The 22,554-nt window shown below is 62.5% G+C and carries 25 protein-coding genes and 1 pseudogene; 10 read left to right on the top strand and 16 right to left on the bottom strand.

Annotated features, from left to right (window positions below; translation table 11 throughout):
- Positions 1 to 55: 55 nt before the first annotated feature.
- The gene (locus tag CXG43_RS18405; protein WP_101101588.1) at positions 56 to 850 is read right to left on the bottom strand and encodes a uroporphyrinogen-III synthase; all 795 of its coding nucleotides are present in this window, start codon (positions 848 to 850) and stop codon (positions 56 to 58) included.
- A 35-nt stretch (positions 851 to 885) separates the two neighbouring features.
- Here CXG43_RS18405 and CXG43_RS18400 point away from each other — a divergent pair, with 35 nt between their 5' ends.
- The 6 genes from CXG43_RS18400 (at position 886) to CXG43_RS18375 (ending at position 5,416) form a co-directional block, all read left to right on the top strand.
- The gene (locus tag CXG43_RS18400; protein WP_101101586.1) at positions 886 to 1,353 is read left to right on the top strand and encodes a YiiD C-terminal domain-containing protein; all 468 of its coding nucleotides are present in this window, start codon (positions 886 to 888) and stop codon (positions 1,351 to 1,353) included.
- 47 nt (positions 1,354 to 1,400) lie between these two features.
- The gene (locus CXG43_RS18395) at positions 1,401 to 1,829 is read left to right on the top strand and encodes a hypothetical protein (RefSeq protein WP_101101584.1); all 429 of its coding nucleotides are present in this window, start codon (positions 1,401 to 1,403) and stop codon (positions 1,827 to 1,829) included.
- Positions 1,830 to 1,942: 113 nt separating this feature from the next.
- On the top strand, positions 1,943 to 2,380 hold the full coding sequence (locus tag CXG43_RS18390; protein WP_101101785.1) for a rhodanese-like domain-containing protein: 438 nt from the start codon (positions 1,943 to 1,945) through the stop codon (positions 2,378 to 2,380).
- Between the two features lie 108 nt (positions 2,381 to 2,488).
- Positions 2,489 to 3,007 (top strand): protein-export chaperone SecB, encoded by a 519-nt coding sequence (gene secB, locus CXG43_RS18385; protein WP_042614716.1) that lies wholly within the window; start codon positions 2,489 to 2,491, stop codon positions 3,005 to 3,007.
- Positions 3,008 to 3,027: 20 nt separating this feature from the next.
- On the top strand, positions 3,028 to 4,053 hold the full coding sequence (locus CXG43_RS18380; protein ID WP_101101582.1) for an NAD(P)H-dependent glycerol-3-phosphate dehydrogenase: 1,026 nt from the start codon (positions 3,028 to 3,030) through the stop codon (positions 4,051 to 4,053).
- A gap of 187 nt (positions 4,054 to 4,240) precedes the next feature.
- The gene (locus CXG43_RS18375; RefSeq protein WP_101101580.1) at positions 4,241 to 5,416 is read left to right on the top strand and encodes a Fic/DOC family N-terminal domain-containing protein; all 1,176 of its coding nucleotides are present in this window, start codon (positions 4,241 to 4,243) and stop codon (positions 5,414 to 5,416) included.
- A 141-nt stretch (positions 5,417 to 5,557) separates the two neighbouring features.
- On the opposite strand, the gene CXG43_RS18370 is transcribed toward CXG43_RS18375, so the two are convergent.
- The 6 genes and pseudogenes from CXG43_RS18370 to CXG43_RS18345 all read right to left on the bottom strand — a co-directional run bounded on the left by CXG43_RS18370 (position 5,558) and on the right by CXG43_RS18345 (position 10,368).
- A complete protein-coding gene (locus CXG43_RS18370; protein WP_042614718.1) occupies positions 5,558 to 6,133 on the bottom strand; it encodes an Ax21 family protein in 576 nt (191 codons plus the stop codon).
- A 1,839-nt stretch (positions 6,134 to 7,972) separates the two neighbouring features.
- Positions 7,973 to 8,166, bottom strand: a pseudogene (locus CXG43_RS18365) (TSUP family transporter); the annotation flags it as partial.
- A gap of 12 nt (positions 8,167 to 8,178) precedes the next feature.
- Complete coding sequence (locus tag CXG43_RS18360; protein ID WP_101101578.1) at positions 8,179 to 8,616, bottom strand: TIGR01244 family sulfur transferase; 438 nt, start codon at positions 8,614 to 8,616, stop codon at positions 8,179 to 8,181.
- Complete coding sequence (locus tag CXG43_RS18355; protein ID WP_101101576.1) at positions 8,613 to 9,044, bottom strand: YeeE/YedE family protein; 432 nt, start codon at positions 9,042 to 9,044, stop codon at positions 8,613 to 8,615. Before CXG43_RS18355 ends, CXG43_RS18360 begins: the two co-directional genes overlap by 4 nt.
- Positions 9,041 to 9,481 (bottom strand): YeeE/YedE family protein, encoded by a 441-nt coding sequence (locus CXG43_RS18350; RefSeq protein WP_101101574.1) that lies wholly within the window; start codon positions 9,479 to 9,481, stop codon positions 9,041 to 9,043. The genes CXG43_RS18355 and CXG43_RS18350 overlap by 4 nt, the downstream gene beginning before the upstream one ends.
- Positions 9,478 to 10,368, bottom strand: a complete 891-nt coding sequence (locus CXG43_RS18345) for an MBL fold metallo-hydrolase (RefSeq protein ID WP_101101783.1) — start codon at positions 10,366 to 10,368, stop codon at positions 9,478 to 9,480. The genes CXG43_RS18350 and CXG43_RS18345 overlap by 4 nt, the downstream gene beginning before the upstream one ends.
- A gap of 228 nt (positions 10,369 to 10,596) precedes the next feature.
- Here CXG43_RS18345 and CXG43_RS18340 point away from each other — a divergent pair, with 228 nt between their 5' ends.
- Complete coding sequence (locus CXG43_RS18340; protein WP_101101781.1) at positions 10,597 to 10,896, top strand: metalloregulator ArsR/SmtB family transcription factor; 300 nt, start codon at positions 10,597 to 10,599, stop codon at positions 10,894 to 10,896.
- On the opposite strand, the gene CXG43_RS18335 is transcribed toward CXG43_RS18340, so the two are convergent.
- From CXG43_RS18335 to CXG43_RS18320, 4 genes are all read right to left on the bottom strand, one after another.
- Entirely contained in the window at positions 10,875 to 11,585 is a 711-nt protein-coding gene (locus CXG43_RS18335) for a DUF2238 domain-containing protein (protein WP_101101572.1), read from the bottom strand. The genes CXG43_RS18340 and CXG43_RS18335 overlap by 22 nt on opposite strands.
- Entirely contained in the window at positions 11,575 to 12,414 is an 840-nt protein-coding gene (locus CXG43_RS18330) for a universal stress protein (RefSeq protein ID WP_198551349.1), read from the bottom strand. The genes CXG43_RS18335 and CXG43_RS18330 overlap by 11 nt, the downstream gene beginning before the upstream one ends.
- A gap of 20 nt (positions 12,415 to 12,434) precedes the next feature.
- Positions 12,435 to 13,205 carry a universal stress protein gene (locus tag CXG43_RS18325; protein WP_101101568.1) on the bottom strand — a complete coding sequence of 257 codons (771 nt, stop codon included), beginning with the start codon at positions 13,203 to 13,205 and terminating at the stop codon, positions 12,435 to 12,437.
- A gap of 88 nt (positions 13,206 to 13,293) precedes the next feature.
- The gene (locus CXG43_RS18320; RefSeq protein ID WP_157825135.1) at positions 13,294 to 14,673 is read right to left on the bottom strand and encodes a DUF4010 domain-containing protein; all 1,380 of its coding nucleotides are present in this window, start codon (positions 14,671 to 14,673) and stop codon (positions 13,294 to 13,296) included.
- Positions 14,674 to 14,724: 51 nt separating this feature from the next.
- On the opposite strand from CXG43_RS18320, the gene CXG43_RS18315 reads away from it, so the two are divergent.
- Both CXG43_RS18315 and CXG43_RS18310 read left to right on the top strand, forming a co-directional pair.
- Positions 14,725 to 15,552, top strand: a complete 828-nt coding sequence (locus tag CXG43_RS18315) for a universal stress protein (protein ID WP_101101779.1) — start codon at positions 14,725 to 14,727, stop codon at positions 15,550 to 15,552.
- Between the two features lie 193 nt (positions 15,553 to 15,745).
- Entirely contained in the window at positions 15,746 to 16,444 is a 699-nt protein-coding gene (locus CXG43_RS18310) for a phosphoribosyltransferase family protein (RefSeq protein ID WP_101115981.1), read from the top strand.
- A 47-nt stretch (positions 16,445 to 16,491) separates the two neighbouring features.
- Here CXG43_RS18310 and CXG43_RS18305 read toward each other — a convergent pair whose 3' ends face one another.
- Positions 16,492 to 17,055, bottom strand: a complete 564-nt coding sequence (locus CXG43_RS18305; protein WP_101101562.1) for a GNAT family N-acetyltransferase — start codon at positions 17,053 to 17,055, stop codon at positions 16,492 to 16,494.
- Between the two features lie 93 nt (positions 17,056 to 17,148).
- Complete coding sequence (locus CXG43_RS18300; protein ID WP_101101560.1) at positions 17,149 to 17,922, bottom strand: glucose 1-dehydrogenase; 774 nt, start codon at positions 17,920 to 17,922, stop codon at positions 17,149 to 17,151.
- A gap of 200 nt (positions 17,923 to 18,122) precedes the next feature.
- Here CXG43_RS18300 and CXG43_RS18295 point away from each other — a divergent pair, with 200 nt between their 5' ends.
- Entirely contained in the window at positions 18,123 to 18,842 is a 720-nt protein-coding gene (locus tag CXG43_RS18295; RefSeq protein WP_101101558.1) for a helix-turn-helix domain-containing protein, read from the top strand.
- Between the two features lie 37 nt (positions 18,843 to 18,879).
- On the opposite strand, the gene CXG43_RS18290 is transcribed toward CXG43_RS18295, so the two are convergent.
- The 3 genes from CXG43_RS18290 to CXG43_RS18280 all read right to left on the bottom strand — a co-directional run bounded on the left by CXG43_RS18290 (position 18,880) and on the right by CXG43_RS18280 (position 22,385).
- Positions 18,880 to 20,859, bottom strand: a complete 1,980-nt coding sequence (locus CXG43_RS18290) for a PAS domain S-box protein (RefSeq protein WP_157825134.1) — start codon at positions 20,857 to 20,859, stop codon at positions 18,880 to 18,882.
- Entirely contained in the window at positions 20,856 to 21,575 is a 720-nt protein-coding gene (locus tag CXG43_RS18285) for a response regulator transcription factor (protein ID WP_101101555.1), read from the bottom strand. The genes CXG43_RS18290 and CXG43_RS18285 overlap by 4 nt, the downstream gene beginning before the upstream one ends.
- Positions 21,576 to 21,689: 114 nt before the next feature.
- Complete coding sequence (locus tag CXG43_RS18280; RefSeq protein ID WP_101101553.1) at positions 21,690 to 22,385, bottom strand: VIT family protein; 696 nt, start codon at positions 22,383 to 22,385, stop codon at positions 21,690 to 21,692.
- Positions 22,386 to 22,554: the final 169 nt, after the last annotated feature.

Genomic DNA, 22,554 nt, shown 5'->3' with positions numbered 1-22,554 from the left:
CGTCACCTTGGACCTCGGCATGACCGCCGCTGCGCTCGCCGAGCGTGGCTCGGCGCTACCGGGTCTGGCTCACATCAGCGTGCAGTGCCAGCGCGGCGGTGGCCATCTGGCTGGGAGTCGGTCCGGCGGCCACCCGCACCGGGGCCAGGCCCAACGCCCGTGCCTGCACCGCCAGCCGCTCGCTGGCGACCACCACCGCCATGTCGGCCTGCCAGCGTGCCTGCCACGTCGGCGACAGCTGCGCCCAGACACGCTCCAGGGCTTCGCCACTGCTGACCGCCAGCACCCACGGCCGTGGTGATCGCGACAACCGCGCCAGCGTCCGCGCCGGCAGCTGCACGGGCACACGGCGGTAGACGTCGGCGCGCAGCAGCCGGGCACCGCGCGCCTGCAGATCGGCGGCAATCAATCCGCGTCCACCGGGTGCGGTGACCAGGCCTATGGTCATTCCCTGCACATCGGACAGTACGGGCAACGCCAGCAGGCCCTCGCTGTCCATCCGCGAGGGCGCGATGGCATGTTCGATACCGTGCGCACGCAGGGCGCGCAGCGTGCCTTCACCCACCGCCAGCCAAGGTCGTTCGGGAGCATTCAGGAAACCATCGCCGCAGGAGGCCGCCGCAGCCACCGCGCCGGGGCTGGTGAAGATCACCGCCGAGGCCTGCAATGCCGTGCACAAGGCGCGAGCCCCTGCGGCATCAGGGCGGCGCTGCAGCCGCCACGGCGACAAGGCGACGATCTGCGCCCCTGAATGGGCCACGGCGGCACGCAGCGCCGCGTGCTGCCCCTGCGGGCGCAGCGACACCAATGTCCAACCACACGGTTTCGCATGTTCATCCATTGCCTGCATTATGCGGGCCCGCGTTGTTGCAGGTGTAACCACCGATGTCCGTCGAACCCGTTTCCTCCTCGCTGCTGGTCCTGCAACAGGTGCTCGACAGCATGCCGCCGGTGCGGGCGATGCAACTGCGCCTGGAAAGCTACGCCGATGGCCAGCTGCAGCTGACCGCGCCCCTGGCGGTCAACGTCAATGACAAGGGCAACGCCTTCGGTGGCAGCCTGGCCTCGGCCATGACGCTCTCTGGCTGGGCCCTGGTGACCCTGCGCCTGCGGCTGGCCGGCTTTGAAGCGGAGGTGTACGTGGCCGACAGCCAGCTGCGCTACCGCGCCCCGGTGTACGGCGACCTGCATGCACAGGCGCAGATCGATCCGGACAGTGACTGGGACACCTTCCTGTCCACGTTCAAGCAGCGCGGCAAGGCGCGGATCGGCGTGGTGGCGGTGCAGCCCGGAACCGATGGCAAGCCGGCCGCTGAACTGAGCGGTCGTTTCGTTGCCTTCGCCAAAGGGTAGGATGGCAGGCTGATGCCTTGGGGAGCAGACCGTTGAAGCACCTGCACATGCGCCGCCTGATCCAGTTGTTGATGCTGTCCAGCCTGCTGGTCGCCTCGTCCATGACGATGGCCGCCGATTTCAGCCGCAAACAGCGCACGATGCTGGAAGAGACCCAGAACGCCTACGGATCCACCATCCGCTGGGGCAGCATGGAAGACGCCGTCGGCTATCTCGACCCCGAACGGCGCAAGACCAACCCGCCCACCGAATTCGAGCTCAACCGCTATTCGCAGCTGCGCGTTTCGGCCTACCGCGAACGCAGCACCGCGTCCTTGCCCGATGGCACGGTGGAGCGCCGCGTGGAAATCGGCGTGATCAACATCAACACCCAGGCCGAGCGCCTGGTGACTGTGGTGGAGCGCTGGCGCTGGGATCCCGAAGGCAAGCGCTGGTGGCAGTTCAATGGCCTGCCGGACCTGTGGCAGGGGCATTGAGGCCCGCTCTGGCCGATCGCCAGCGATCGGGCTGACGCCGGAAATCGCCGCTGGAATCCCGCGCCCATCGCCTTGTGCGACAATCGGCGCCCGCTTATCGACCCGTGACCTGCGTGAATTACGAAGAGTTGGTGGCCTTTGCAGGCCGAAACCCCATGCTGTCAGCCGCCCTGGTGGGCCTGACCGCCGCGATCATCGTCACTGAAATCCGCCGTCTGTTCCGTGGCTACAAGTCGCTCAAGCCTGCCGAGCTGGTGCAGCTGATGAACGCCGGCGACGCCGTGGTGGTGGACCTGTCCGCCAGCAGCGACTTCGAGAAGGGCCACATCGCAGGCAGCAAGAACGTGCAGGCCAGCCAGTTCGGTCCGGAGCACAAGCTGGTGGCCGCGGCCAAGCAGCGCCCGGTGGTGCTGGTATGCCGTGCCGGCACCGCATCCGAAGCCGCTGCCAAGGCGCTGAAGAAAGCCGGTTTCGAGCAGGTTTCCGTGCTCGACGGTGGCTTGCCGGCGTGGCAGCAGGCAGAACTTCCGCTGGTCAAGGGTCGTCATTGACCTGATGGCGCAGGCAGGGGTTGTGCACTGCATGACCCGCCCCCATCGCTGTTGATGCAACATACCGATCAAACATAACGTTCAACGAATAATCTGGAGCAACAGGAAATGTCCGAAGAAAACACCAACGGCGCCGTCGCGCCGGTCGACGCCGCCAACGGCCCCGCGTTCACCGTCGAAAAGATCTACGTCAAGGACGTTTCCTTCGAATCGCCGAATGCTCCGAGCATCTTCAACGACCAGGTGCAGCCGGAACTGCAGCTCAACCTGAACCAGCAGGTGCAGCGCCTGGGCGAGAACGCCTTCGAAGTCGTGCTGGCCGTCACCCTGACCTGCAAGGCCGAAGACCGCACCGCGTACGTGGCCGAAGTGAAGCAGGCCGGCGTGTTCGGCCTGGTCGGCCTGGACCCGCAGTCGATCGACGTGCTGCTCGGCACCCAGTGCCCCAACATCCTATTCCCGTACGTGCGTTCGCTGGTCAGCGACCTGATCCAGGCCGGCGGCTTCCCGCCGTTCTTCCTGCAGCCGATCAACTTCGAAGGCCTGTACGCGGAAACCCTGCGCCAGCGCCAGGAGCAGGGTGAAGCGTCTTCGCTCGCCAACTCCGAGCCGGCCGGCAACGCCTGATCGGCGTTCCGACCCCGCGCATGAGCGATAACGCTGACAAAGTAGCCGTACTCGGCGCCGGTTCCTGGGGAACCGCGCTGGCCAGCCTGCTCGCCCGGCACGGTCTTCGGACCGTGCTGTGGGGACGCGACGCGGCGATGGTGGAAGCCATCGACCAGCGCCACGAGAACACCCGTTACCTGCCGGGCATCCCGCTGCCGGAGTCGCTGCGTGCGACCACCGACATGGCGCAGGCCGTGGAAGGCGCCGCGTGGATCCTGGTCGTGACGCCGTCGCATGCGTTCAACGAAACGGTGACCGCGCTGGCGCCGCTGCGTCCGGCCGGTGCCGGCGTGGCATGGGCGACCAAGGGCTTTGAACCGGGCTCGGGTCGCTTCCTGCATGAAGTAGCGCGCGAGATCCTCGGCGATGACGTGCCGCTGGCGGTGGTCACCGGGCCGTCGTTCGCCAAGGAAGTCACCCAGGGCCTGCCCACTGCGATCACCGTGCACGGCGACGTGCCCGAATTCGCGCAGGCCGTGGCTGAAGCCATGCACGGTCCCGCCTTCCGCGCCTACACCGGCGATGACATGCTGGGAGCCGAGCTGGGCGGTGCGATGAAGAACGTGCTGGCCGTGGCCACCGGCGTTGCCGATGGCATGCAGCTGGGCCTGAACGCACGTGCCGGCCTGATCACCCGTGGCCTCAACGAGATGCTGCGCCTGGCCGCGGCCATCGGTGCCAAGCCGGAAACCCTGATGGGCCTGGCCGGGCTGGGCGACCTGGTGCTGACCTGCACCGGCGACCTGTCGCGCAACCGTCGCCTGGGCCTCGCCCTGGGCCGTGGCCAGACGCTGCAGGATGCCATCCGCGAAATCGGACAGGTGGTGGAATCGGTGCAGACCGCTGACGAAGTGATGCGCCAGGCGCGTCGTTACGGCATCGACCTGCCGATTTCCGATGGCGTTCGTGCCGTGCTGCACGGCGAACAGACCCCCTCCGAAGGCCTGCGCACCCTGTTGGCGCGTGAGCAGAAGCCGGAGTATCCGGACACGCTGTTCAAGTGACCCGGGCAGGGCTCGCCTGATCTGACCTGACGAACCCCGGCCAACGCCGGGGTTTTTCTTTGCCGATAGCGCCGCGCCATGCTCGGCGGTTGCTCGCGGAAAGTTAAAGAGTGCGCGTGACTTTTTAACTTTTCGTGGATAAAGTTAAAAAGATAGCCTGTTTTTTAAACTTTCGAGGTGATCGGCCATGCGACAGAGTGATGTAGCTCCGCACCTGCGCCAACATCTCGTGCCGGTGGACGGGAAACCCAACGTGCGCGCCATGGTGGCGCCGCCCACGCCGAGGGCGTTGCCTGCAGGATCCGGTTCGCCTGAACTTGCCCACGCCGCGAGCCAGGCACTCGGCCGCCTTATCGGTGCGATGGAGGGATGGAACAACCCGGATATCCTGACCCGCACACTGGTGAGGCGCGAGGCGGTTCAGAGTTCACAGATCGAGGGCACAAAAACCGATCTCGATGAATTGCTGACCTATGAAGCGACATGGAGCGCCGATGGCCTTCCGCCGGACGTGCGCACCACCCAGCATTACGTGGAAGCGTTGCAGTACGGACTGGACGCCGTGCGAAGCGGGGGACGGGCGGCGCTGGATTGCACGCTCGTCAGGCAGATCCATGCAATGCTGATGGAGCACGAGAACGTTCCAAGGGGCACTTACCGTGACATCCAGGCATGGATAGGCACGGGCAGGATCGAGGACGCAAGCTTCGTGCCTGCGCCGCCCGCCCATATCGACGCGTGCATGCGCGATCTCGAACAGAACATGCTGCGTTACGCCCGTCGTGAAGATGAGCAGGGTGAGCTGACCGTGCTTGCCCAGATGGCGATCGCGCATGCGCAGTTCGAGACCATCCATCCCTTCAACGATGGAAACGGGCGGACCGGACGTATCCTGATGCCGCTCATTCTTGCTGCCGAAGGCTTGCCCCCGCTCTACCTGTCCGGAATGCTGATGCGTAACCGCAGCGGCTATTACGCCGCGCTCAAACAGGTCCAGTTGCAGGGGAAATGGGGTCCCTGGCTGGATATGACATACCGTGCCGTGCTTGAGGCGGCGGGCGAGTGCGTATCGTTGGCCGACGATCTGCGCGCGATCGGGCGCGCATGGTCAGAGGCGACCTCGGGTTATCGCAGCCACTCGGTGGTGAGGCGGCTTCCCGACTTGCTGATAGAGCAACCGGTAGTTACCGCAAACAATGTCGCAGCCCTGCTGGACGTGTCGCTGGTAGCGGCGACCAAGGGCATCAACGAGCTGATGACAATAGGCATCTTGAAAGCGAAGGACCAACGGACCTGGGGCAGGTCATTCCATGCGTCCGAAATCATTGATCGCCTGAACAAAGCGCCCGCCACGCCTCGTTGAGCCTGCATGGAGGAGCCAAAAAAAAAGAGCCCGACCAAAGGCCGGGCTCCGTGGGCGTGTGGGAGAGAGGTCACACGCCGTTTCGCACTTACCACCACACCATTCTTTCAACTACGTATTACGCACTAACGACAGGCGTTCTTACCAGGTGAAGCGCGGACCGACGAACCACTCGCGGTCACCGGCCTTGGCCAGCTTCACTTCGCCACTCAGGCCCCAGTTCTGGTTGAACTTGGCGGTGGCGCCGACGCGGCCGTAGAACTCGCCGTCCGGATTGATGCCGTGCTTCTCGCTGAAATCTTCGTAGCCGGCCAGCGCATAGCCTTCGATCATCGGGGTGAACGCAGTGCGCACGCCGACTTCGGTCGAATAGCCATTGAAGTCCAGGCCACGCTTCGGATCGAACTTCTGGTACGCGACGCGGGCCACCAGGTCGGTGGTCGGCGCGATGCCGTAGTTGTAGCCGACACCCAGGCGCCACTGATCAACGTCAGCGTTGCTGCGCTCGGTTTCCTGCGCGGTGTAATCACCAAAGATGTGGAAGTTCGGATGCACCGCGACCGAACCCTTGACACCCCAACCGTCGGCATCGCCGCCACGGGCGTCGGTGTTCACGTAACCGCCTTCCACGTAGTTGTAGGACAGGCCATCAGCGGCGGAGGCCGCGAACGGCATGGCAACCACGAGACCCAGGGCCAGCAGGGAAATCTTGTTCATCGGGACACTCACACCTTTCTTGTTTTGGTAGATCGGACGAGCCTGAAAAACCCGTTCGATAGGTGTGAATTATCCGTTTGCCACCGCAATCGCTCCTGAATATTGAACTGACTGGTACATGAACTTGGTCCCCGTTCAGGGAACTAAGGCACTTCGCTTGTAGCCAAGGTCCAATAGTTCGTGCAGGTTGCACAAACTATTGGACCAAAGGCTTGTACAAACTATTGGATCAATCCCTAGACCGCACCGAGCGATGGCATGCGCAGCCGTGGTCTAAGCAGAGGCGTGGGCCAATGCAAGCTCGCGACGCGTACACTAAACGTACCCGGAACAGGTTGATCCCCGCCTGGAGGGTGGGCCTCTGACACGCAGTTCTCGGAGTCACTGTTCGGAGCGCCTGTGAACGCTGAAGACGATTTGCTCGATCCTGCGATCCGACGCTGGCTTCTGTCGGAGGCAACGCCCCACGTCTGGGCTGCAGCCTTCGCTGCGAATGCGGAAGGGGGTGCAGAGTCGGCACTTCGTGCTGCTAACACAGCTGCCGCCCTCGTGGACCAGATCAAGCATGCACCGCCGAAGCCACCCGAATCCATCGCTGCTCAGTCAGGCCTTTCAATCGATGCACGTGATTTCAGAGGGTGGTATCGCGTCTGCAATGCCTTAAGGAACGGGAAGGATCCTAACTATCTCCCGCCAAGCGAGGAAGAGATCGAAGGTGCTTACCAAGCGTATACGCGGGGAATGGCCGACTTCTACTAAGTCGGCTCAGTCAGAGTGCCGGAATACGGCTGAAGGCTAAATTCTCCTATGCACTCTCACTGCAAATCCTGAGGTTTGCATGAGCGAGAAGCATGATGTGCGCCCAGAGATGGAGGGCCTAGGGCCTGCTTTTGGCCGAAAGCTGACATCCTTCCACATCGAATCCAACGTTGTTACAAGGGCGCTATCGGACCGGAGGCGCCGATCGGGAGACCACGAAGGACTACAGATCTCCTTAATCGGCTGATCCGCAGGAGCCACAAGAGATGAAGTCCAGGGGTATGCTGTGTCCTCCAGAGGCATCTTGATGCGATCACCTTGAGTCCCCACCAGTGCTAATGGGACAAGCCCCCATCAATCCATTCGCCCAATTGTGCGTAAGCCCGAGAAACAGGAGCCTTGCTGATGTCTACGATCAATGAGCCGTGGGATGTGGCGATGGCGCTCCGAGATCTATCCGCCGGTCTGGCAGGACACGTGCACGCCGCGACCGTCCCAACGCACCGTGAGTTGAACGAGTGGCTGCACTACATTAACCGAGCGGCTCCAGTGTATTGGGCACTTGAAAGCGCCTGCGAAGACATCGTTGAGGATGGCGTTACGGAGTCCCAAGTTCAGGCGCTAAAGCAAGCCCTGACTTGTGCCCAAGGACAAGTTGAGTACTGGCATAGGAAGGATCGATGGTAGATCAACCCAACCTTTTTTTTGGCGCGCGCAAATGTCGTCCTAAAGAGCGTGCTGGGCGGGTGATAGGAGTGCCGCCGCGGTTGGTTCTCTCTCACGCTCCGCTCAGCAGCGATACTTTGATGAAGGAATGCCCGCCTGCCTGAAAACACGCGAAGCTTCATTTTGGCGGCGCCCCCCCCGCTTTCAATGAAGGGCTGCTCGTGGCCGGAAGCGGACCTTGGCCCAGCGGATAGGGCAGGGGAGCTGCCATCCAGTATTAGGATTAGGGATTGTTATCGGGGGTTAGGAGATGGCGCCGCCTCTGTATAGATTGGGCCGGAGCCGCTTTACGATCGCTCGGATCGCGTTAGAGCACATGCAGGCTCATGTAGGCTGCAGTAAGGAAAATGAGTGATTTGAGAGTGCATTGGCAGCAACCGCAAATGCGCTCGTGCCTATGGCGACGTGAGGGTTGTTGATACCCACCAAGTAGAGCATCAGCGGGACAGCTAAGATGGAGCCGCCTCCAAGACCAGTCCGAGTATGAAACCGACGAGAATGCCAGAGAGTCCACCCAGTGCGAGCTGCAACGGGAAATGGGTTTGCATGTCAGTCGGCCGTCAGGCAGGGGAGGAGGTGCCGCCTCGCAGGCGCGAGGCAAGAGAGGACAGGTCGTAACCAGCCTCACCGGCAATGGACAGCACCTGTTCGGGCGTAGCGCCGCCGCTACGAACCTGGGATAGGGCCCATAGCGACGTCGAGCGGGTGCCGGTCCTGCAGTAAGCGACGATGGGTGCAGGCAGTTGTTCCAGCAGCACGCCAAACTGCTGCACATGTCCATCGGTGATGCCGCCAGGCACGACGGGCAGATAAGCAAAGCCCAGGCCCGCCCTGGAGCAGGCCGCCTGCAGTGCAAGGTGATCGGGCTGGTCCGGCTGCTCGCCGTTGGGTCTATTACAGATAACACTCGAGATGCCCGCCTCTTTCAAGGCAGGTATGTCGGTGGGAACCAGTTGGTCGGTCACATGCAAGCTCGGCGCAAGTGAGTGCAGATTCATGGCGAATTCTCTGTTGAGCGGGGACGGTGAAGGAGCCAGTGGAGGAGCATGCCGACGACCATGGCGGCCGCGAAAACGAGTGCAAAGGGTTGACCCGTTGGCAACAGTGCAATGGCCGGGCCCGGGCATACGCCTGCCAGCCCCCACCCAACGCCAAACACTACCGCGCCAATGACCAGGTTGCGGTCGATCTGATGCTGATTGGGAATGTGCAGCGCCGCAGCGAGCACAGGAGCATTGCGTGCGCGGACCCATCGATAGGCGATCGCTGACGGAATCAGCGCCCCGGCCATGACAAGTGCCAGTGATGGATCCCACCTGCCTGCGACGTCAAGAAAGGCGAGTACGCGCGCGGGATTGGCCATGTCCGAGACGACCAGGCCCAGGCCAAACAAGGCGCCACACAGAACTGCCGCCAGCCGGATCATGTTCCGCCTCCGATCATCATGCGGACAACCGCCACGGTAGCCATGCCCATGAGCATGAAAACGCCCGTGGCAACCATGGAGCGTGGTGACAGCCTGGCCAGGCCGCAAACGCCGTGACCGCTCGTGCAGCCAGATCCGAGGCGCGTTCCAAAGCCGACCAGCAGCCCGGCCAACACCAACAACGGCGTAGCGGAGATTGAAAGCGACGGCAGCGAAATGGGCTTGACCGCGAGCGCCAGCCCGGACGCCACCAGCAGCCCTGCGAGGAACAGGGCCGACAAAGAACGGTCGCCAGCGGGCGACAGGCCAAGAGTGTTGGCAAGCAAGCCGGAGACGCCGGCAATGCGACCGGTCAGCACCAGAAACCCACCCGCTGCCGTACCGATCATCAGGCCGCCGATGACGGGCCAGTACCAAGCCAAAGAGGGTAGGGTCATAGCAGGTCCACCGGCAGTTTGAGGTAGCGCACCCCATTGTCATCCGGGTCGGGCAGATGGCCCGCGCGCATGTTGACCTGCACTGAGGGCAGGATCAGGCGCGGCATGGGGAGCGTCGCGTCGCGGCTCTCACGCATCTCCACGAACATGTCCTCCGTCACGCCTTGATGCACATGGATATTCGCGGTTCGTTCCGCCCCTATGGTGGTTTCCCATGCGAACCGATCCCGGCCCGTGGCCTTGTAGTCGTGGCAGAGGAACACCCGGGCGTCATCCGGCAGGGCCAGTAGACGTTGGATGGAACGATAGAGCTGGCGGGCCGAGCCACCGGGGAAGTCGCAGCGGGCCGTGCCGTAGTCCGGCATGAACAGAGTGTCGCCGGGAAACACCGCATCCCCGATGACGTAGGCCATGCACGCAGGGGTGTGGCCGGGCACGTGCAAGGCAGTTGCCTGGAGATTCCCAACGGTGAAGTCCGCGCCATCGGCAAACAGATGGTCGAATTGGCTCCCGTCGCGCTTGAACTCCTTGCCAGCGTTGAACACCTTGCCGAAGGTGTCCTGCACGCCGGTGATGTGCTCGCCAATGGCAAGCGTTCCGCCGACCTGCCGCTGCAACCACGGTGCAGCGGAAAGGTGATCGGCGTGGGCATGCGTTTCCAGCAGCCACTGAACCTGCAGCCCTTCGTCATGAATGTACTGGACCAGCGCCGCGGCGGAGTCGGTCGAGGTGCGTCCAGAGGGCATATCGAAATCAAGAACGCTGTCGATGATGGCGCACGCCGAAGACCGGGGGTCGCGTACCACGTGGCTGGCCGTAAAGGTGGCGGGGTCGAAGAACGTCTTCACGCAAGGCGAAGGCGTGCGGCCACCTCGCGCTTCACGCACGATGTCTTGAGCTCTCTCCAATGAAGAATCGACGACGACAGGCCTGTTCACGACTCGCTCCCGGTGGTTGGATGATGGATATTAATACATACTTATATAAACTATGTAAGTGCTTTCTCGTGTCCTTTGTCCGATTCAGCTGGCGTGCGGATTAACAGGTACGCTCCAGCTCTCCTCTCTGGTGCCCCGCTCTTGACCAACCGCCTCACCGCCAACAACCTGGCCGACATGAAGGAACGGGCGCCTGAAGTGGCCGAGTTGCTGCGCTTCATGGCCACGCCGTCGCGTCTGCTGTTGCTCTGCCAATTGTCCCAAGGCGAGTCGACCGTGGGTGGCCTCGAAGAGGCCACCGGCATCCGACAGCCGGCCCTTTCCCAGCAGCTCGCCGAACTGCGTCAGCGGCATTTGGTGACGACCCGGCGAGAATCCCGTTCAGTCTTCTATCGCATCAACGACAGCCGCGTTGAGGCGATGCTGGTTGCCATGCACAGGATCTTCTGCGTGGATCAGTCCGACGACCGGGAGTGAGAAGACGTGGCATGCCGTACGCTCGCACCCACCGCGCTGACGATCGCTCCAGCCGAAGCCAACAGCACATCCTTGTGCGCATCCCACACGTCGCCCTGGATGCCGAGATAAGCCATTCCAAGGTCCTGGTCGACCACCAGAACCGCGCCCCATTCGATCAGTTCATAGGCAGCGGACGTGGCGACGATGAACTGAGTGGCAATCAGGGTCAGCGTCAGCTCGCTGGCCACAGCACGCCTTGCGTAGAGCTCTCTCGCCGCGGGAAAGACCAATACGCCGTAGGCGAGGTGAACGAGTCTGTCGAAATGGTTGCGATCCCAGCCGAACAGGTCGGTGATCCTGTAGCCCGCCAGTTTCTGCGCCCAAGCGTCGTAAGGGACTTCCGAGTACGTAAAATGAGCGCCAACGGCATGAAGGCACAGAAAAAGCAGAAGCGAGACATTGGTTGCGGGCCGGAACGGGCGCTTCCACTGCTGGAAGACAACGTAGGGAATGGCGATGAATACCAGCAGATTCTCCAGCAACCAGTCGCGCCGGTGGTAGGGTTCGACTGCGGCAAGCAGCCAGCACCCTATGTAGATTCCAAGGGAGAACAGCGCGAAGCGCCAGGAGCCCGACTGCGTGCTCCCCAATCTGCCTTTCGCCGTTGCCGAGGCACGATCCTGGCGTTGGGGGTACTCAATGGGCATAAAGGACCGGAATGGTCGCCCCCTGCAATAGCTCCATCGTCATCCCTCCGATGGTCCGCTCGCGCAGGCGGGAGTGTCCGTATCCGCCAACCACGATCAACGTCGCCTTGGTCGCGCGGGCGTGATCGAGCAGGACCTCGCTGGAACGGCGGTGTCTGGCAAGCAGCCGGGTGGTCGATGCGGCGATGCCCCAGCTCCGGAGGTGTTCAATGAGGGAAGCTGTGACAGTGCCAGCAGCACCCTCCATCTCGTCCGAATGGCTGCATATCTCCACCAGAAGGACAGTCTGCAACTGCTGTAGCAATGGGATCGCGCTGTGCAGGGCGCGGCATGCGTTTGGGGTGTCTTTCCAACCCACAATCGCACACGAGTGGTCGCTTGCCCGCCAATGCGGCGGCACCACCACGACGGGCCTTCCCGCGTCAAAAAGCAGCGCATTGAACAGGGCCGCGCCCGCTGGGTCGGCGCTGGCGAATCCTGACCAGCCCCCGACAATGGCCAGATCCGCAGAGAAGGCCAGTCGAGCGGCGAGCTCTGCAGGAGATTCAATGCCCGCTTCGTGAACTTCCACGGAAACACCAGGGTGCTCCGCGATTCTGGCCCTGATCCTTGAGGCTCTTTCCGAGGCCTCCCGCCGACATGCGTCCTGGGCAGCCAGGAACGATGCGCGGGGTGTCGGATCAGCAGTCCCGATCGCCGGCGGAGGCAGGTCGACCGTTTCGATGATGCGCACCCGCGCGTCCTGCGACCTGCCGATCTCGACGGCGAAGCGGATGGCCGCGTCATCTGCTGATGAGTCTGACAAAGGCACAAGAATATCCTTCAACATGGCTCTGGCATCCGGGTGCGTCAACGTGACAGGAACAGGGGAGTGAGGGTGCGCTCGAAGAGCTCCCTCGTCGTTCCCCCCAGCAGCCATTCGCGCGCGCGCGAATGGCCATAGGCGCCGCAGACGAGTAGATCCGCCTGACTATCGAATGCGTGGCCCAGCAGCGCTTCAGCCACGCTCCTCCCATCTGACGACACGGGAGTAAATGTCGCCTCTCGCCCCTGCCGCACCAGACTGTTGACGAACGCCTGAGCATGTTCATTGACCCGGTCACTTCCGTCCACGGTGGTAACCACAAGGGCACACGCGAAATCCAATCTCAGGAAATCATGTGCCGCGCGAGCGGATTCGGGGGTTGCACTCCAGCCGATGACGGCCCGCTTGAAGATTCCGTCGAAACGGGTTCTCCCTGGCAATGCCAGGATGGGGCGTCCGGATCGGCTCACCAGTGAAGAGAACTGAGCATGTTGCAGCCTGCGCTCGGCGTCGTCATGTCCGGCGCACGCCATTATCAGCTGGTCGAAACCCTGTGCGCGCAGGGCAATCGCGTCCACAGGACGTTCCGCGCGCCCGTCCTCGATCTGGATGTCATGCGGAACGCTCCACTGCGCAACCCGGCGCAAGAGCGTGGCGACTCTGGGCGGGACTTCGGTGCGTGCAACGTCGGGCAACGGAGATTCCACTGGCTGCACCAGCGTGACGTGCCCGCCACGGGCGCCGACAAGCGCTGCTGCCAGCTGCATGGCAGAAGCATCAGCGGGCGTATCCGTCAAAGGGACAAGAATATCCATCTTGGCTGTTGCACACAGAGGCCGGCGTTGCCCCGCATTCTCCGCCAGTCCTGCGAGGAGATATTGACGTGGGTCAAGGTGTTGACGATCACCCGCTACGCCCGGCGGCCACAGCGAATGTTCCGACGATCAGGCTGGTCCCGATCAACAACGGAGCAGAGAAGCGCCATCCGCCTCTTGCCGCGGCAATCAAGCATTTCAGCAATGAGTTGGTCGCAAGTGCGATGGTGATCGCCTGTATCGCGATACCGTTGCTGATCCGCTCCGCACCCACCATCTGGGCGGCAGAGGCGGTGGCGGCGTGAACGTCGGCAATGCCGGAGATACCCAGAGTCCAGGGCAGGCTCTCGTCACCCAGCCAGTCTCGCAGCAGACTTGCTGCCAGAAGCAGAATGACGATCAGCCCAACAAAAACCAGTATCGCCAACGGTTTGAATGGCCGCACGATGGCCAGCCCGGACACTGTTGAGGTACTGAGCAAGGACCGCCATCCGAATGCCAATGCTGTCCCCATGGCCACGATTGCCGAGCAGACCAGCGGGACCATGCTGTAGGCGAGCAATGCAGGCGCGAGCGTGCCCATTACCAGGCCCAACTGCAGGATCATGGCCACGTTGGAAAGCAAGGCCACTCCTGCGAAGGCAGGCGCCAGTCGGGGCGACGACCGCGCCCCGTCCGCCATTGCGGCGATGGTGGCGGTACTGGAGACGAACCCACCGGCGAAGCCGGTCAAGGCCAACGCCGACCTGGGCCCCAGATGGCGCAGCGCCAGGTGCGCTCCGACGCTGACTGCCATCAGCGCCACGATGAGGGTGCCGAGCCGACTCGGGTTGATGACTTCCCAAGGGTCGACGGTGCGGTCTGGAAGCAAGGGAAGGATCAGAAAGCCCGCAGCCAGCACCGTTGCGATGTCCCGAAGGTCCCGGTTGGAAACATTCGCATTCACCTTCCGTATCAGGGCAGGCCCCCCAACCAGTATCACCAGGATGGCACTGCCGGCGAGGATCGCCGTTGCCGGTGTACTTACTGCAAGGGCGCCGACCAGATACAGGGCAGGCAGCACAATCAGATGGGCGGCAGCTGCCTGGGAGTATCGCCGGCGAGGGCAGACAACCAGGCCCAGCAGTACCGCGCCAGCTACCAGAGCCGCGCCTCCCAGCAGCGCTCCCAACCCGCCTGAGATCGCGACCAGCGCAAGCACAACACTGCCGCCAATGCGCGTGTGGGCCGCCGCCATCCTCCCGCCTGCCCGCTGCCAGACCAGTCCAACAACGGCGCCGACGACAGCGGCGGTAATCAGCCCCGCGGCGGTGCCTGCCGGATCCTGGACGATGCTCAGCATGTCTGGTTGCCCACTGGAATCGGTCAAAGGCGATTCTGCTCCGGCATTTGTCCAGAACGAATCCCGGGATGACTTGACCCAGGTCAACGATCCAGGGGAATTTTGATTGACTTCGATCAAGTTCATTCGTCGCGCAGGGGTCAAGCTACCGGCTCTTTCACCCCGGGGAGAGCGAGCATGTACTGCGACATTCTGTTGCCCTTCGTCTTGGGCCGCCTGCATGAGCAGGCGCTGGGTCTCGCCACGGCGCTTTCGCGTGAGCAGGGGAGCCGGCTGGTAGCACTGGCTGGGGCCAGTGTGGTTGTGCCGGTCGCGACGGGTTGGATGTACTACCCAGCCGTCTACACCGCTCTTCACGAGCCGGCCAAGGAAACGGTCAGGGTGCTTGCCACCACGCTGAAGGAGCGGCTGGCAGGCGCAGGTGTGGATTGGCTCGTGTGTGCGAACGAGAGAGTGTGGGAGGGGCCGGTGGATCAGGTGATGCCTCAGGCAGGATGCGTTGACCTGACCATCCTGGGGTTGCATCGCGATGACCCCGGCACTGAGGACACGCTTGTCTCCTCGTTGCTGGTGGAATCGGGGGTGCCGTTGCTGCTTGTCCCGCCGGGCGCCCGCGACGCGGTGCCGCGTCATGTTGTGATTGCGTGGAAAAGCACCCGGGAAGCCATTCGCGCGGTGCATGATGCCTTGCCGTTGTTGATCGCTGCACAGCGCGTGCACCTGTTGTATATCGATTCCGATCCGGACGATCCGAGCAGGGAGGACGACGCGAGTCTGCGCCTGGTCGCTCATCTACGGCGCCATGGCGTAACAGCCTCGCCTGTGCACCGCGGTTATGAGGAGGGCGGGGCAGGACCGGCCATACTGAACTTCGTGAAGGAGAGCGGCGCCGATTGCATTGTCGCCGGTGGCTACGGCAGATCCCGTGCCTCGGAATTCCTGTTTGGCGGCGTCACCCGCACACTGATCCGGCACAGTCCGATACCAGTACTGTTCGCCCACTGAGATAAGAGGAAGGGCGGTAGCCATTGGCTGTTGAACGGCAGCTGTAGTGCTCTACATGCATCCCCGAGCATCTACAGCACACTGACCTGGACGCGGGATGAGCACGGTCCGGCATGGCCCGCAGAGGCCATAGAGCGTCGCCACCCTGCGGCATGGGCGGCGAGAAGCACCTTCTGCCAAACAGGATAGCGTCGTGACGCACTTTGTCTTCCGGGATTGTCTTGAAGCAGCTCTCGGGCTCGTGGACGCGTTGAGCGCGTACAAGCAAAGCCGGGCATCCATACTGGCCGTTTCATGTGCCGTGTTGCCGATGGCACGGCTCATCGCCGATGCGCTTGGGGCGCAGCTGAGGCTCGCGGGTATGCCCGCCGTGCGGGCCACTGCTTCATTCGATGTGGCGATCGCCAGCCGCAGGGAGCGGGCGGAATCGTCACCGCCGTTGGGCAGTCCAGACACAACGCTCGGCAAAGCCGGTCTCGAGGATGTGCAGCAAGCGCTCGTGGCCCAGGCTCAGGCGCATCGCAGGCGCTGTGGAATCTGCTCATCGGCTGGACTGGCGCAGCGAACGATCATCGTGCTCGATGACGGCTCGGCGACACCCTCCACCATTGAGGCTGCCTTGCGAATGGTACGCGTGTATGGTCCGGCGCTGTTGGTGTATGCGGCACCGGTCACCACGACGGAAACCCTGGCACGATCGTCGGGGCTGGCCGATGCGTGCATCTATCTGGCCGCGACAGACTCGGTCAATGCGGTAGCCGCGCACTTTCTGGAGTACCCCGTGGTCACTGACCGACAGGCGGTACGTGCGTTGTTCCCCAATCCGATGCGATGGGCCGATGGTGACGGGACGTGCGCGGGCTGTCTTTCGCTCGGAACAGGAAAGCCGTGATCGCCTGAGCACCACAGAAGCTGGACACGATGCTGCCCTCCGCGATGTCAGGTACTGGGATCGAGGATCAACTCATGAATGACCTGGCAATGGTCTTCGGCATCGATACGGCTACTGAATCCCAGATGCTTGGCTAGCTCCCGCATCTGTGTGTTCTGAGCGTCGTCAATCGAGTACATCTGTTTGATGCCTTGCGACCTGGCGATCGCGATCAGGTGGTTCATGAGGATCACCCCCAGTCCACGTCCCTGCCATTCGTCGGCGACCGTCACCGCACACTCGCAAGCATCCCCGGAGGCAGTGGTGCTGTAACGGCTTACGCCGATCAACTGCTCACCCGACTCGTCGGAAACGACCGCGGCAAAGGCGACCTGGTGAGTATGGTCCAGCACCGTCAACTGCGTCAGCAATTGCTCGCTGGGCGAACGAATCTGGCCCAGGAACCGGAAACGGCGGGCCTGTGGCGACAAGCCCTCAATGAACGCGCGCTCGATATCCCTGTCCGCCGCCGTGATGGGTCGAATCAACACCCTCGTACGGTCGCGCAGCACCTCTATCCAGCGTGGAAAGAGCTCGGGGGACAGGGGAGAGGGGAGGTCTGGAGTGTTCATGGCAGCCACGGCTAACGGGGACGCATGCATGCTAGAACCCTGCCGCAGCCAGCAAATTGACGCAGGTCAACGTACGTGGTGTTACGTGCAAGCTCAGCGCGCCGTGTAGCCGCCGTCGATCACCAGGGACGAGCCCGTGACGAATCGGGATTCCTCCGATGCAAGGTAGACCACTCCCCAGGCAATATCGTCCGGCGTACCGACATGACCCAACGGGTGCAGTTGATCCAGCGCGTGTCTACCGGCGACCAGATCAGCGGTACCGCTGTCTCGCAGGTGCTGCTCGACAAGCGGCGTCCAGATGAAGCCAGGGTGCACCGAATTGACCCGAATGCCATCGCTCGCATAGGTCAACGCGTCGGTCTTGCTCATCAGCGTGACCGCACCCTTGGATGCGTGGTAAGCGGGAAGGTCCGCTGCGCCCACCAGGCCATAGATGGAAGAAAGATTGATGATGCTGCCGACACGGTTCCTGCGCATGTGGGGCAGGGCATGCTTGGTGCAGAAGAAGACGCCTTTCACATTTACTGCCTGCACCTGGTCCCAATCGGCCTCGCTGAGCTCGTGGGTCGGACGGTTGACGCCAGCGATTCCGGCATTGTTGACCATGACATCCAGACGCCCAAACCGATCCACGACGGCGTCGATGGCATTCTGCACACTGGCTTCCTCCCGAACGTCGACGTGCCAGTAGATCGCGGCAGAGCCAGCGCCAGCCAGCTGATTGACCAATGCGTTGCCCTCTCCGTCATGTATGTCGAACAGGGCTACCGCGGCGCCTTCTTCGGCCATGCGAACTGCGCAGGCGCGGCCAATGCCCACTGACGCACCCGTGATGATGCAGACCTTTCCTTTCAATCGATTCATCTAAAGCGTCCTCTTCAGGCCGGAGGTGCGCATAGCACCCCCCTTACCTGTCTTCATTTGGCGGCGTACCGGAAGAGGGCGTGTTGACCTGCATCAAGAGATGCGGTTCTTTACAGATCTTTACAAAACGGTTCTCCACCGCCATTCGCCAGGCAGCCGCCCGTGCCTAGATTGGGTATGGGTCAGGTGGAGGATCGGATATGTGGGAAACTCCCAGTCACGTCACGTTCGAAACGGCGGGTGTGGAACCCTTGCTCGGCCTTCAAGGCGGCGTCGCCGCCGGTGTTGGCGGGAACTGGGAGCACCTGCTGCAGGGCATGCCCCTGGTCCGACGCCGTGTTCGCAGGAAGCAGCACGTCATCCGCGCAGGCCAGCCATTTCGTGGATTGTTCCTGGTGCGGTCGGGCATCTTCAAAAGTGCGCTCATCAGTGAAGACGGCCGAGAACGTGTGACGGCGTTCCCGATGCGCGGCGAACTGCTCGGGCAGGAAGCACTGGACTTGGCTGCGTATCCATGCGACGTGATCGCGCTGAATGACGGCGAGATATGGGAGCTGCAGCCCTTCCTTCTGCGTCAGTGCCTTCCTGGATTCGAGGCGCGCTTGACCGGGATACTCGCCTCGGAGATAAGACGGGATTGGCAATGGATGCTGGCGCTCGGCAGCCTGAATGCCGAGCAGCGGTTGACATCGTTCCTGCTTGATTTTTCCACGCGCTTGGCCGAGCGCGGCTTCAGCGCGACACAGATGCTGCTCTGTATGACGCGTGCCGACATTGGCAGTTTTCTTGCCATGCAGATCGAGACAGTCGTCCGCGCGTTGCACAGATTGCAGGATCAAGGCCTGATCGAGGTCAGTCGTTCCCATATACGCATCGTCGATCTGTCGCGCCTGCGTGCGCAGTCAACAACGCTGAACTGACCTCTTGAGGCGCCCATGTCGGGTGCGAAAACCGCTGTCAAGCGATCAGTTGCTGGACCGCGACCAACAGATCCTCGCGCCGATACGGTTTGCGTAGCAAGGTGCCGCAGTGCCCGAGGTCGGGAGTGGCGTCGGGCGCGTCATCGTGGCCAGTCGTCAGGAGCACCGCCAAGCCGGGCAGCTGCTCGCGCAAGGCGGAGGCCAGCGCATGGCCGTTCATCGCGCCTCCCAGCATGACGTCGCTGAAGACCAAGGCCGTTTCCGGGTGAATCTTTGCGATCGCAAGTGCCTCGGCCGCGTCACATGCTTCCAAAGTGACATAGCCCGCCGCCTTGAGAAACGATACGGCAATCCGTCGCACGCCCGGATCGTCTTCCACCACCAGAATGGTCTGCCGCGCGCCCTCCACGCGATGTCGCGGGGGCAGCACGCGCTCTGGCAGGGACGTGGCGACCGGGAGGTACATGCTTACCGTTGTGCCTCGGCCGTGCACGGTGTCAATGTGCAACATGCCTCGGCTCTGTCTTGTGAAGCCATACACCATGCTCAGGCCAAGCCCGCTTCCTTGGCCCATCGATTTGGTTGTGAAGAAGGGTTCGACTGCACGCCGAGCGGTACTGGCGGACATGCCCATGCCGCGGTCCGTGATCCGGATGACAATGTAGTGCCCGGCCTGCAGCTCCTCCATCTCCTGCGGTCTGACCCATTGCTCGCCCACCGAGAGCAGGATCTCGCCGTTTCCCGGAAGGGCGTCGCGCGCATTCAACACCACGTTGACCAACGCAGTCTCAAGCTGGCAGGGGTCCACATGCGCAGGTGGGAGGCCACGGTGGCATTCGATCGTCAATGAGAATGACTCGCCCAGGATTCGTTGCAGCATGGTGCCCAGATCGTGGACCAGCTGGTGAAGCTTGACCGATTGCGGAGCCAAGGGTTGGCGTCTTGCAAAGGCAAGCAACTTGGAGGTGAGGGATGCTCCGCGCGCCACCGAGTGGAGGGCGCCTGCGATAAGATCGCGCGCGCCCTGGTGAGGAGCATACTCGTCATCAAGAAGCTGCAGGCTGCCGGAGATGATGGTCAACAAGTTGTTGAAATCGTGCGCGATACCGCCAGTCAACTGGCCGAGCGCATCCAGGCGTTGCGCATGGGCGAGTTGCTCCGCCGTTCTGCGGCGCTGCATTATCGCCGCAACCAGGACTGCGACGCCCTGTATCAGATGAAGGATGTCGTGCTGGATCGGTCGCGTATCCGTGGAAAGCACCATCAGAATCCCTGTCGGGTGGTCGCGGTCACGGAGCAGCGTTGCTGCACCACACGCAAACCCCTCACCAGCTTCGGCCAGCAGTTCCAATTGCCGATCATCCAGGATGGTGGCGCGGTCCACTGGAAGCGATGCTTCAAGCAGGGCCCAGCGCGAGGACAGTATGTGGCGAAGGGCCTCGCCGTTGATCTGTCCGGCAACGCGCACATCTATCGCATGACCATCCGACTCAGGAAAGGCCAACGCGACTGCGTCGGCCTGGAGTTCATCGATAAGCATGCCAGGCAATGAGCGAACAAGCTGTTGCTCGCTGCCCGCGTCCAGGGCCATCTGTCCCAACCGTGCAATGAAGGCATCATAGCTGGCGCGCACCAAGGCTTGCCGAACGCGTTGACTCTCGGAAATATCGCGCACCGAGGCGAGGTAGTGTCGTCCGTGTGCGGTCTCGATCGGACTCAACGCGATTTCCACCGGAAACTGCTGACCGTCCGCCTTCTGGCCGACCAGCACCTGATCGGATTGGCCCATCGGTCGGATGCGCGGGGAAGACATGTAACCGAGGCGATGCTGCAGATGTCGCTCTCTCGCGTCGGCCGGCATCAGGGCCTCCACGGAAAGGCCAACGAGCCCGTCATTGCCATGACCGAAAAGACGCTCTGCGTTGCCATTGGCGCGGATGATGCGCCCCTCTGCATCCACCAGCAGCAGCGCATCAGGAACGATATCAAACAGCTGCGGGAGCATCAGTGCGTTCACGGCGACACGCTGGCAGCCAAGCGATAGCCGACCCCTCGAGTCGCCTGGATCAGCTGAGGCTGCGACGGATCACGTTCAAGCTTGCGCCTCAGTCGGCCGATGTGGACGTCGATGGCACGATCGAACGGGCCCGCGTCGCGTCCGTGTAGCGAATTCATCAGCTGATCCCTGCTCAGCACCGTACCGGCGCCTTGAACCAGCGCGTGAAGCAGATCGAACTCGGCCGAGGTCAAGCGGACCGCGTTTCCGTTACGGTCAAGCACCACGCGCTCCGACGCGTTGAGGAGTATCCCGTCGAAGCGGAAAACATCTCTGGCTGAGGTCGACGGGCGCTGTGCACGCCGTAACACCGAATGTATGCGGGCCAGCAGTTCGCGGTAATCAAACGGCTTGGCGACATAGTCATCGGCACCGAGCTCAAGGCCCACGACTCTATCCACCGAGTCACCTCGGCCGGTCACGATGATGACCGGAATCTGACAGGACTGACCCCGCAACATCGTCAGCCCATCCCCGTCTGGCAGGCCGAGGTCCAGCAGGATCAGGTCGACCATGCCTCGGGACAGGCATTGTTCCGCCGCCGCAACGCCTGCGGCAATGTGGCACTCAAGGCCGTGATTCTGCAGGAAGCGGGCCGTGAGCCCGGCGATGGCCTCGTCGTCTTCGACCAGGAGGATGCGCGGCCGGGCGATCAGGGGTCGTTCGAGCACTGCCATCGACGCGCCCTTACGGCATAGGTTGGATGATCATACCCTTAGCTGCGGCATGCACGCGGCAAGCCCTTGATTCATCTTTGCGAAGGCTCCACGGTGGCTTCCGGAGTGTCATGATCAGGGCGCGGTCAGCACCCCAAACCACGCACCTATCGCGTATGTGGCCCCCATTGCGATGGCGCCCCAGACCACAACCCGCAGCGCGCCACGCAGTTGGGACGCTCCACCGAGCCGCGCCGCAACAGCCCCGAGCGCGGCCAGGACGCATAGCGTGGTTACGACGACAACTCCCGCCAGGTTGCTATGCGCCAGGGTTGCAGCCAAAAGAACCGGGGGCAGGGCGCCGACGACGAATGATATTGCAGAGGCACCTGCTGCCTGGAATGGCCTTGCCTTCAGTACATCGTGAATGCCCAATTCGTCCCTCAGATGTGCTGACAGCGCATCATGCGCGGTCAGCTCGCGGGCAACCTCCTCGGCAAGCCGTCGCGTCAACCCTCTCTTTTCGTAGATCGTTGTCAGCTCAAGCAACTCTGCGTCCGGCTGGCTCAGCAGCTCCCCGCGCTCCTTCTCTTCGTCTGCGTTCTCGGCGTCTGCCTGCGAGCTGACTGAAACGTACTCGCCCGCCGCCATCGAGAGTGCACCGGCGATCAGTCCTGAGAGGCCAGCGACAAGAATCGTTTGAGTTGCCGCGCCAGCACCGACCATGGCGACGACCAGGCTGCTGGTCGATATAAGTCCATCATTTGCACCCAATACTCCGGCACGCAACCAGCCGCCGCGTTGACTGCGATGAAATTCTCCGTGGCTCATGACATGTCCTTGGAGTGTGTCGAGCTTTTGAAGGTACTCCCAGCCCGCTGAAGGCACTAGGCGTCTATTCGGGCGGTCCCCCAACATTGGGTTGCGCGGATCAATAATGGTCAGCTTGCAAGTTGTCAGGTTAGATCTCATAGACCTTGTTCAGCAGAACATCTCAAGA

The sequence above is a fragment of the Stenotrophomonas sp. Bg11-02 genome (genome assembly GCF_002836635.1).
In the GTDB taxonomy this organism is placed as follows: Bacteria; Pseudomonadota; Gammaproteobacteria; order Xanthomonadales; family Xanthomonadaceae; genus Stenotrophomonas; species Stenotrophomonas lacuserhaii.
This window is presented reverse-complemented; position numbering and strand designations above follow the sequence as displayed.

Coding starts and splice junctions, on each gene's coding strand:
- CXG43_RS18335 (WP_101101572.1), bottom strand. CDS start 11,585: ATGCCCATTGAGTACCCCCAACGCCAGGATCGTGCCTCGGCAACGGCG.
- CXG43_RS18285 (WP_101101555.1), bottom strand. CDS start 21,575: ATGGCAGTGCTCGAACGACCCCTGATCGCCCGGCCGCGCATCCTCCTG.
- CXG43_RS18350 (WP_101101574.1), bottom strand. CDS start 9,481: ATGACCCTACCCTCTTTGGCTTGGTACTGGCCCGTCATCGGCGGCCTG.
- CXG43_RS18300 (WP_101101560.1), bottom strand. CDS start 17,922: ATGAATCGATTGAAAGGAAAGGTCTGCATCATCACGGGTGCGTCAGTG.
- CXG43_RS18325 (WP_101101568.1), bottom strand. CDS start 13,205: ATGGATATTCTTGTCCCTTTGACGGATACGCCCGCTGATGCTTCTGCC.
- CXG43_RS18355 (WP_101101576.1), bottom strand. CDS start 9,044: ATGATCCGGCTGGCGGCAGTTCTGTGTGGCGCCTTGTTTGGCCTGGGC.
- CXG43_RS18315 (WP_101101779.1), top strand. CDS start 14,725: ATGTACTGCGACATTCTGTTGCCCTTCGTCTTGGGCCGCCTGCATGAG.
- CXG43_RS18370 (WP_042614718.1), bottom strand. CDS start 6,133: ATGAACAAGATTTCCCTGCTGGCCCTGGGTCTCGTGGTTGCCATGCCG.
- CXG43_RS18280 (WP_101101553.1), bottom strand. CDS start 22,385: ATGAGCCACGGAGAATTTCATCGCAGTCAACGCGGCGGCTGGTTGCGT.
- CXG43_RS18340 (WP_101101781.1), top strand. CDS start 10,597: ATGAAGGAACGGGCGCCTGAAGTGGCCGAGTTGCTGCGCTTCATGGCC.
- CXG43_RS18375 (WP_101101580.1), top strand. CDS start 4,241: ATGCGACAGAGTGATGTAGCTCCGCACCTGCGCCAACATCTCGTGCCG.
- CXG43_RS18330 (WP_198551349.1), bottom strand. CDS start 12,414: ATGTTGAAGGATATTCTTGTGCCTTTGTCAGACTCATCAGCAGATGAC.
- CXG43_RS18320 (WP_157825135.1), bottom strand. CDS start 14,673: ATGAACTTGATCGAAGTCAATCAAAATTCCCCTGGATCGTTGACCTGG.
- CXG43_RS18305 (WP_101101562.1), bottom strand. CDS start 17,055: ATGAACACTCCAGACCTCCCCTCTCCCCTGTCCCCCGAGCTCTTTCCA.
- CXG43_RS18360 (WP_101101578.1), bottom strand. CDS start 8,616: ATGAATCTGCACTCACTTGCGCCGAGCTTGCATGTGACCGACCAACTG.
- CXG43_RS18395 (WP_101101584.1), top strand. CDS start 1,401: ATGCGCCGCCTGATCCAGTTGTTGATGCTGTCCAGCCTGCTGGTCGCC.
- CXG43_RS18400 (WP_101101586.1), top strand. CDS start 886: ATGTCCGTCGAACCCGTTTCCTCCTCGCTGCTGGTCCTGCAACAGGTG.
- secB (WP_042614716.1), top strand. CDS start 2,489: ATGTCCGAAGAAAACACCAACGGCGCCGTCGCGCCGGTCGACGCCGCC.
- CXG43_RS18380 (WP_101101582.1), top strand. CDS start 3,028: ATGAGCGATAACGCTGACAAAGTAGCCGTACTCGGCGCCGGTTCCTGG.
- CXG43_RS18405 (WP_101101588.1), bottom strand. CDS start 850: ATGCAGGCAATGGATGAACATGCGAAACCGTGTGGTTGGACATTGGTG.
- CXG43_RS18295 (WP_101101558.1), top strand. CDS start 18,123: ATGTGGGAAACTCCCAGTCACGTCACGTTCGAAACGGCGGGTGTGGAA.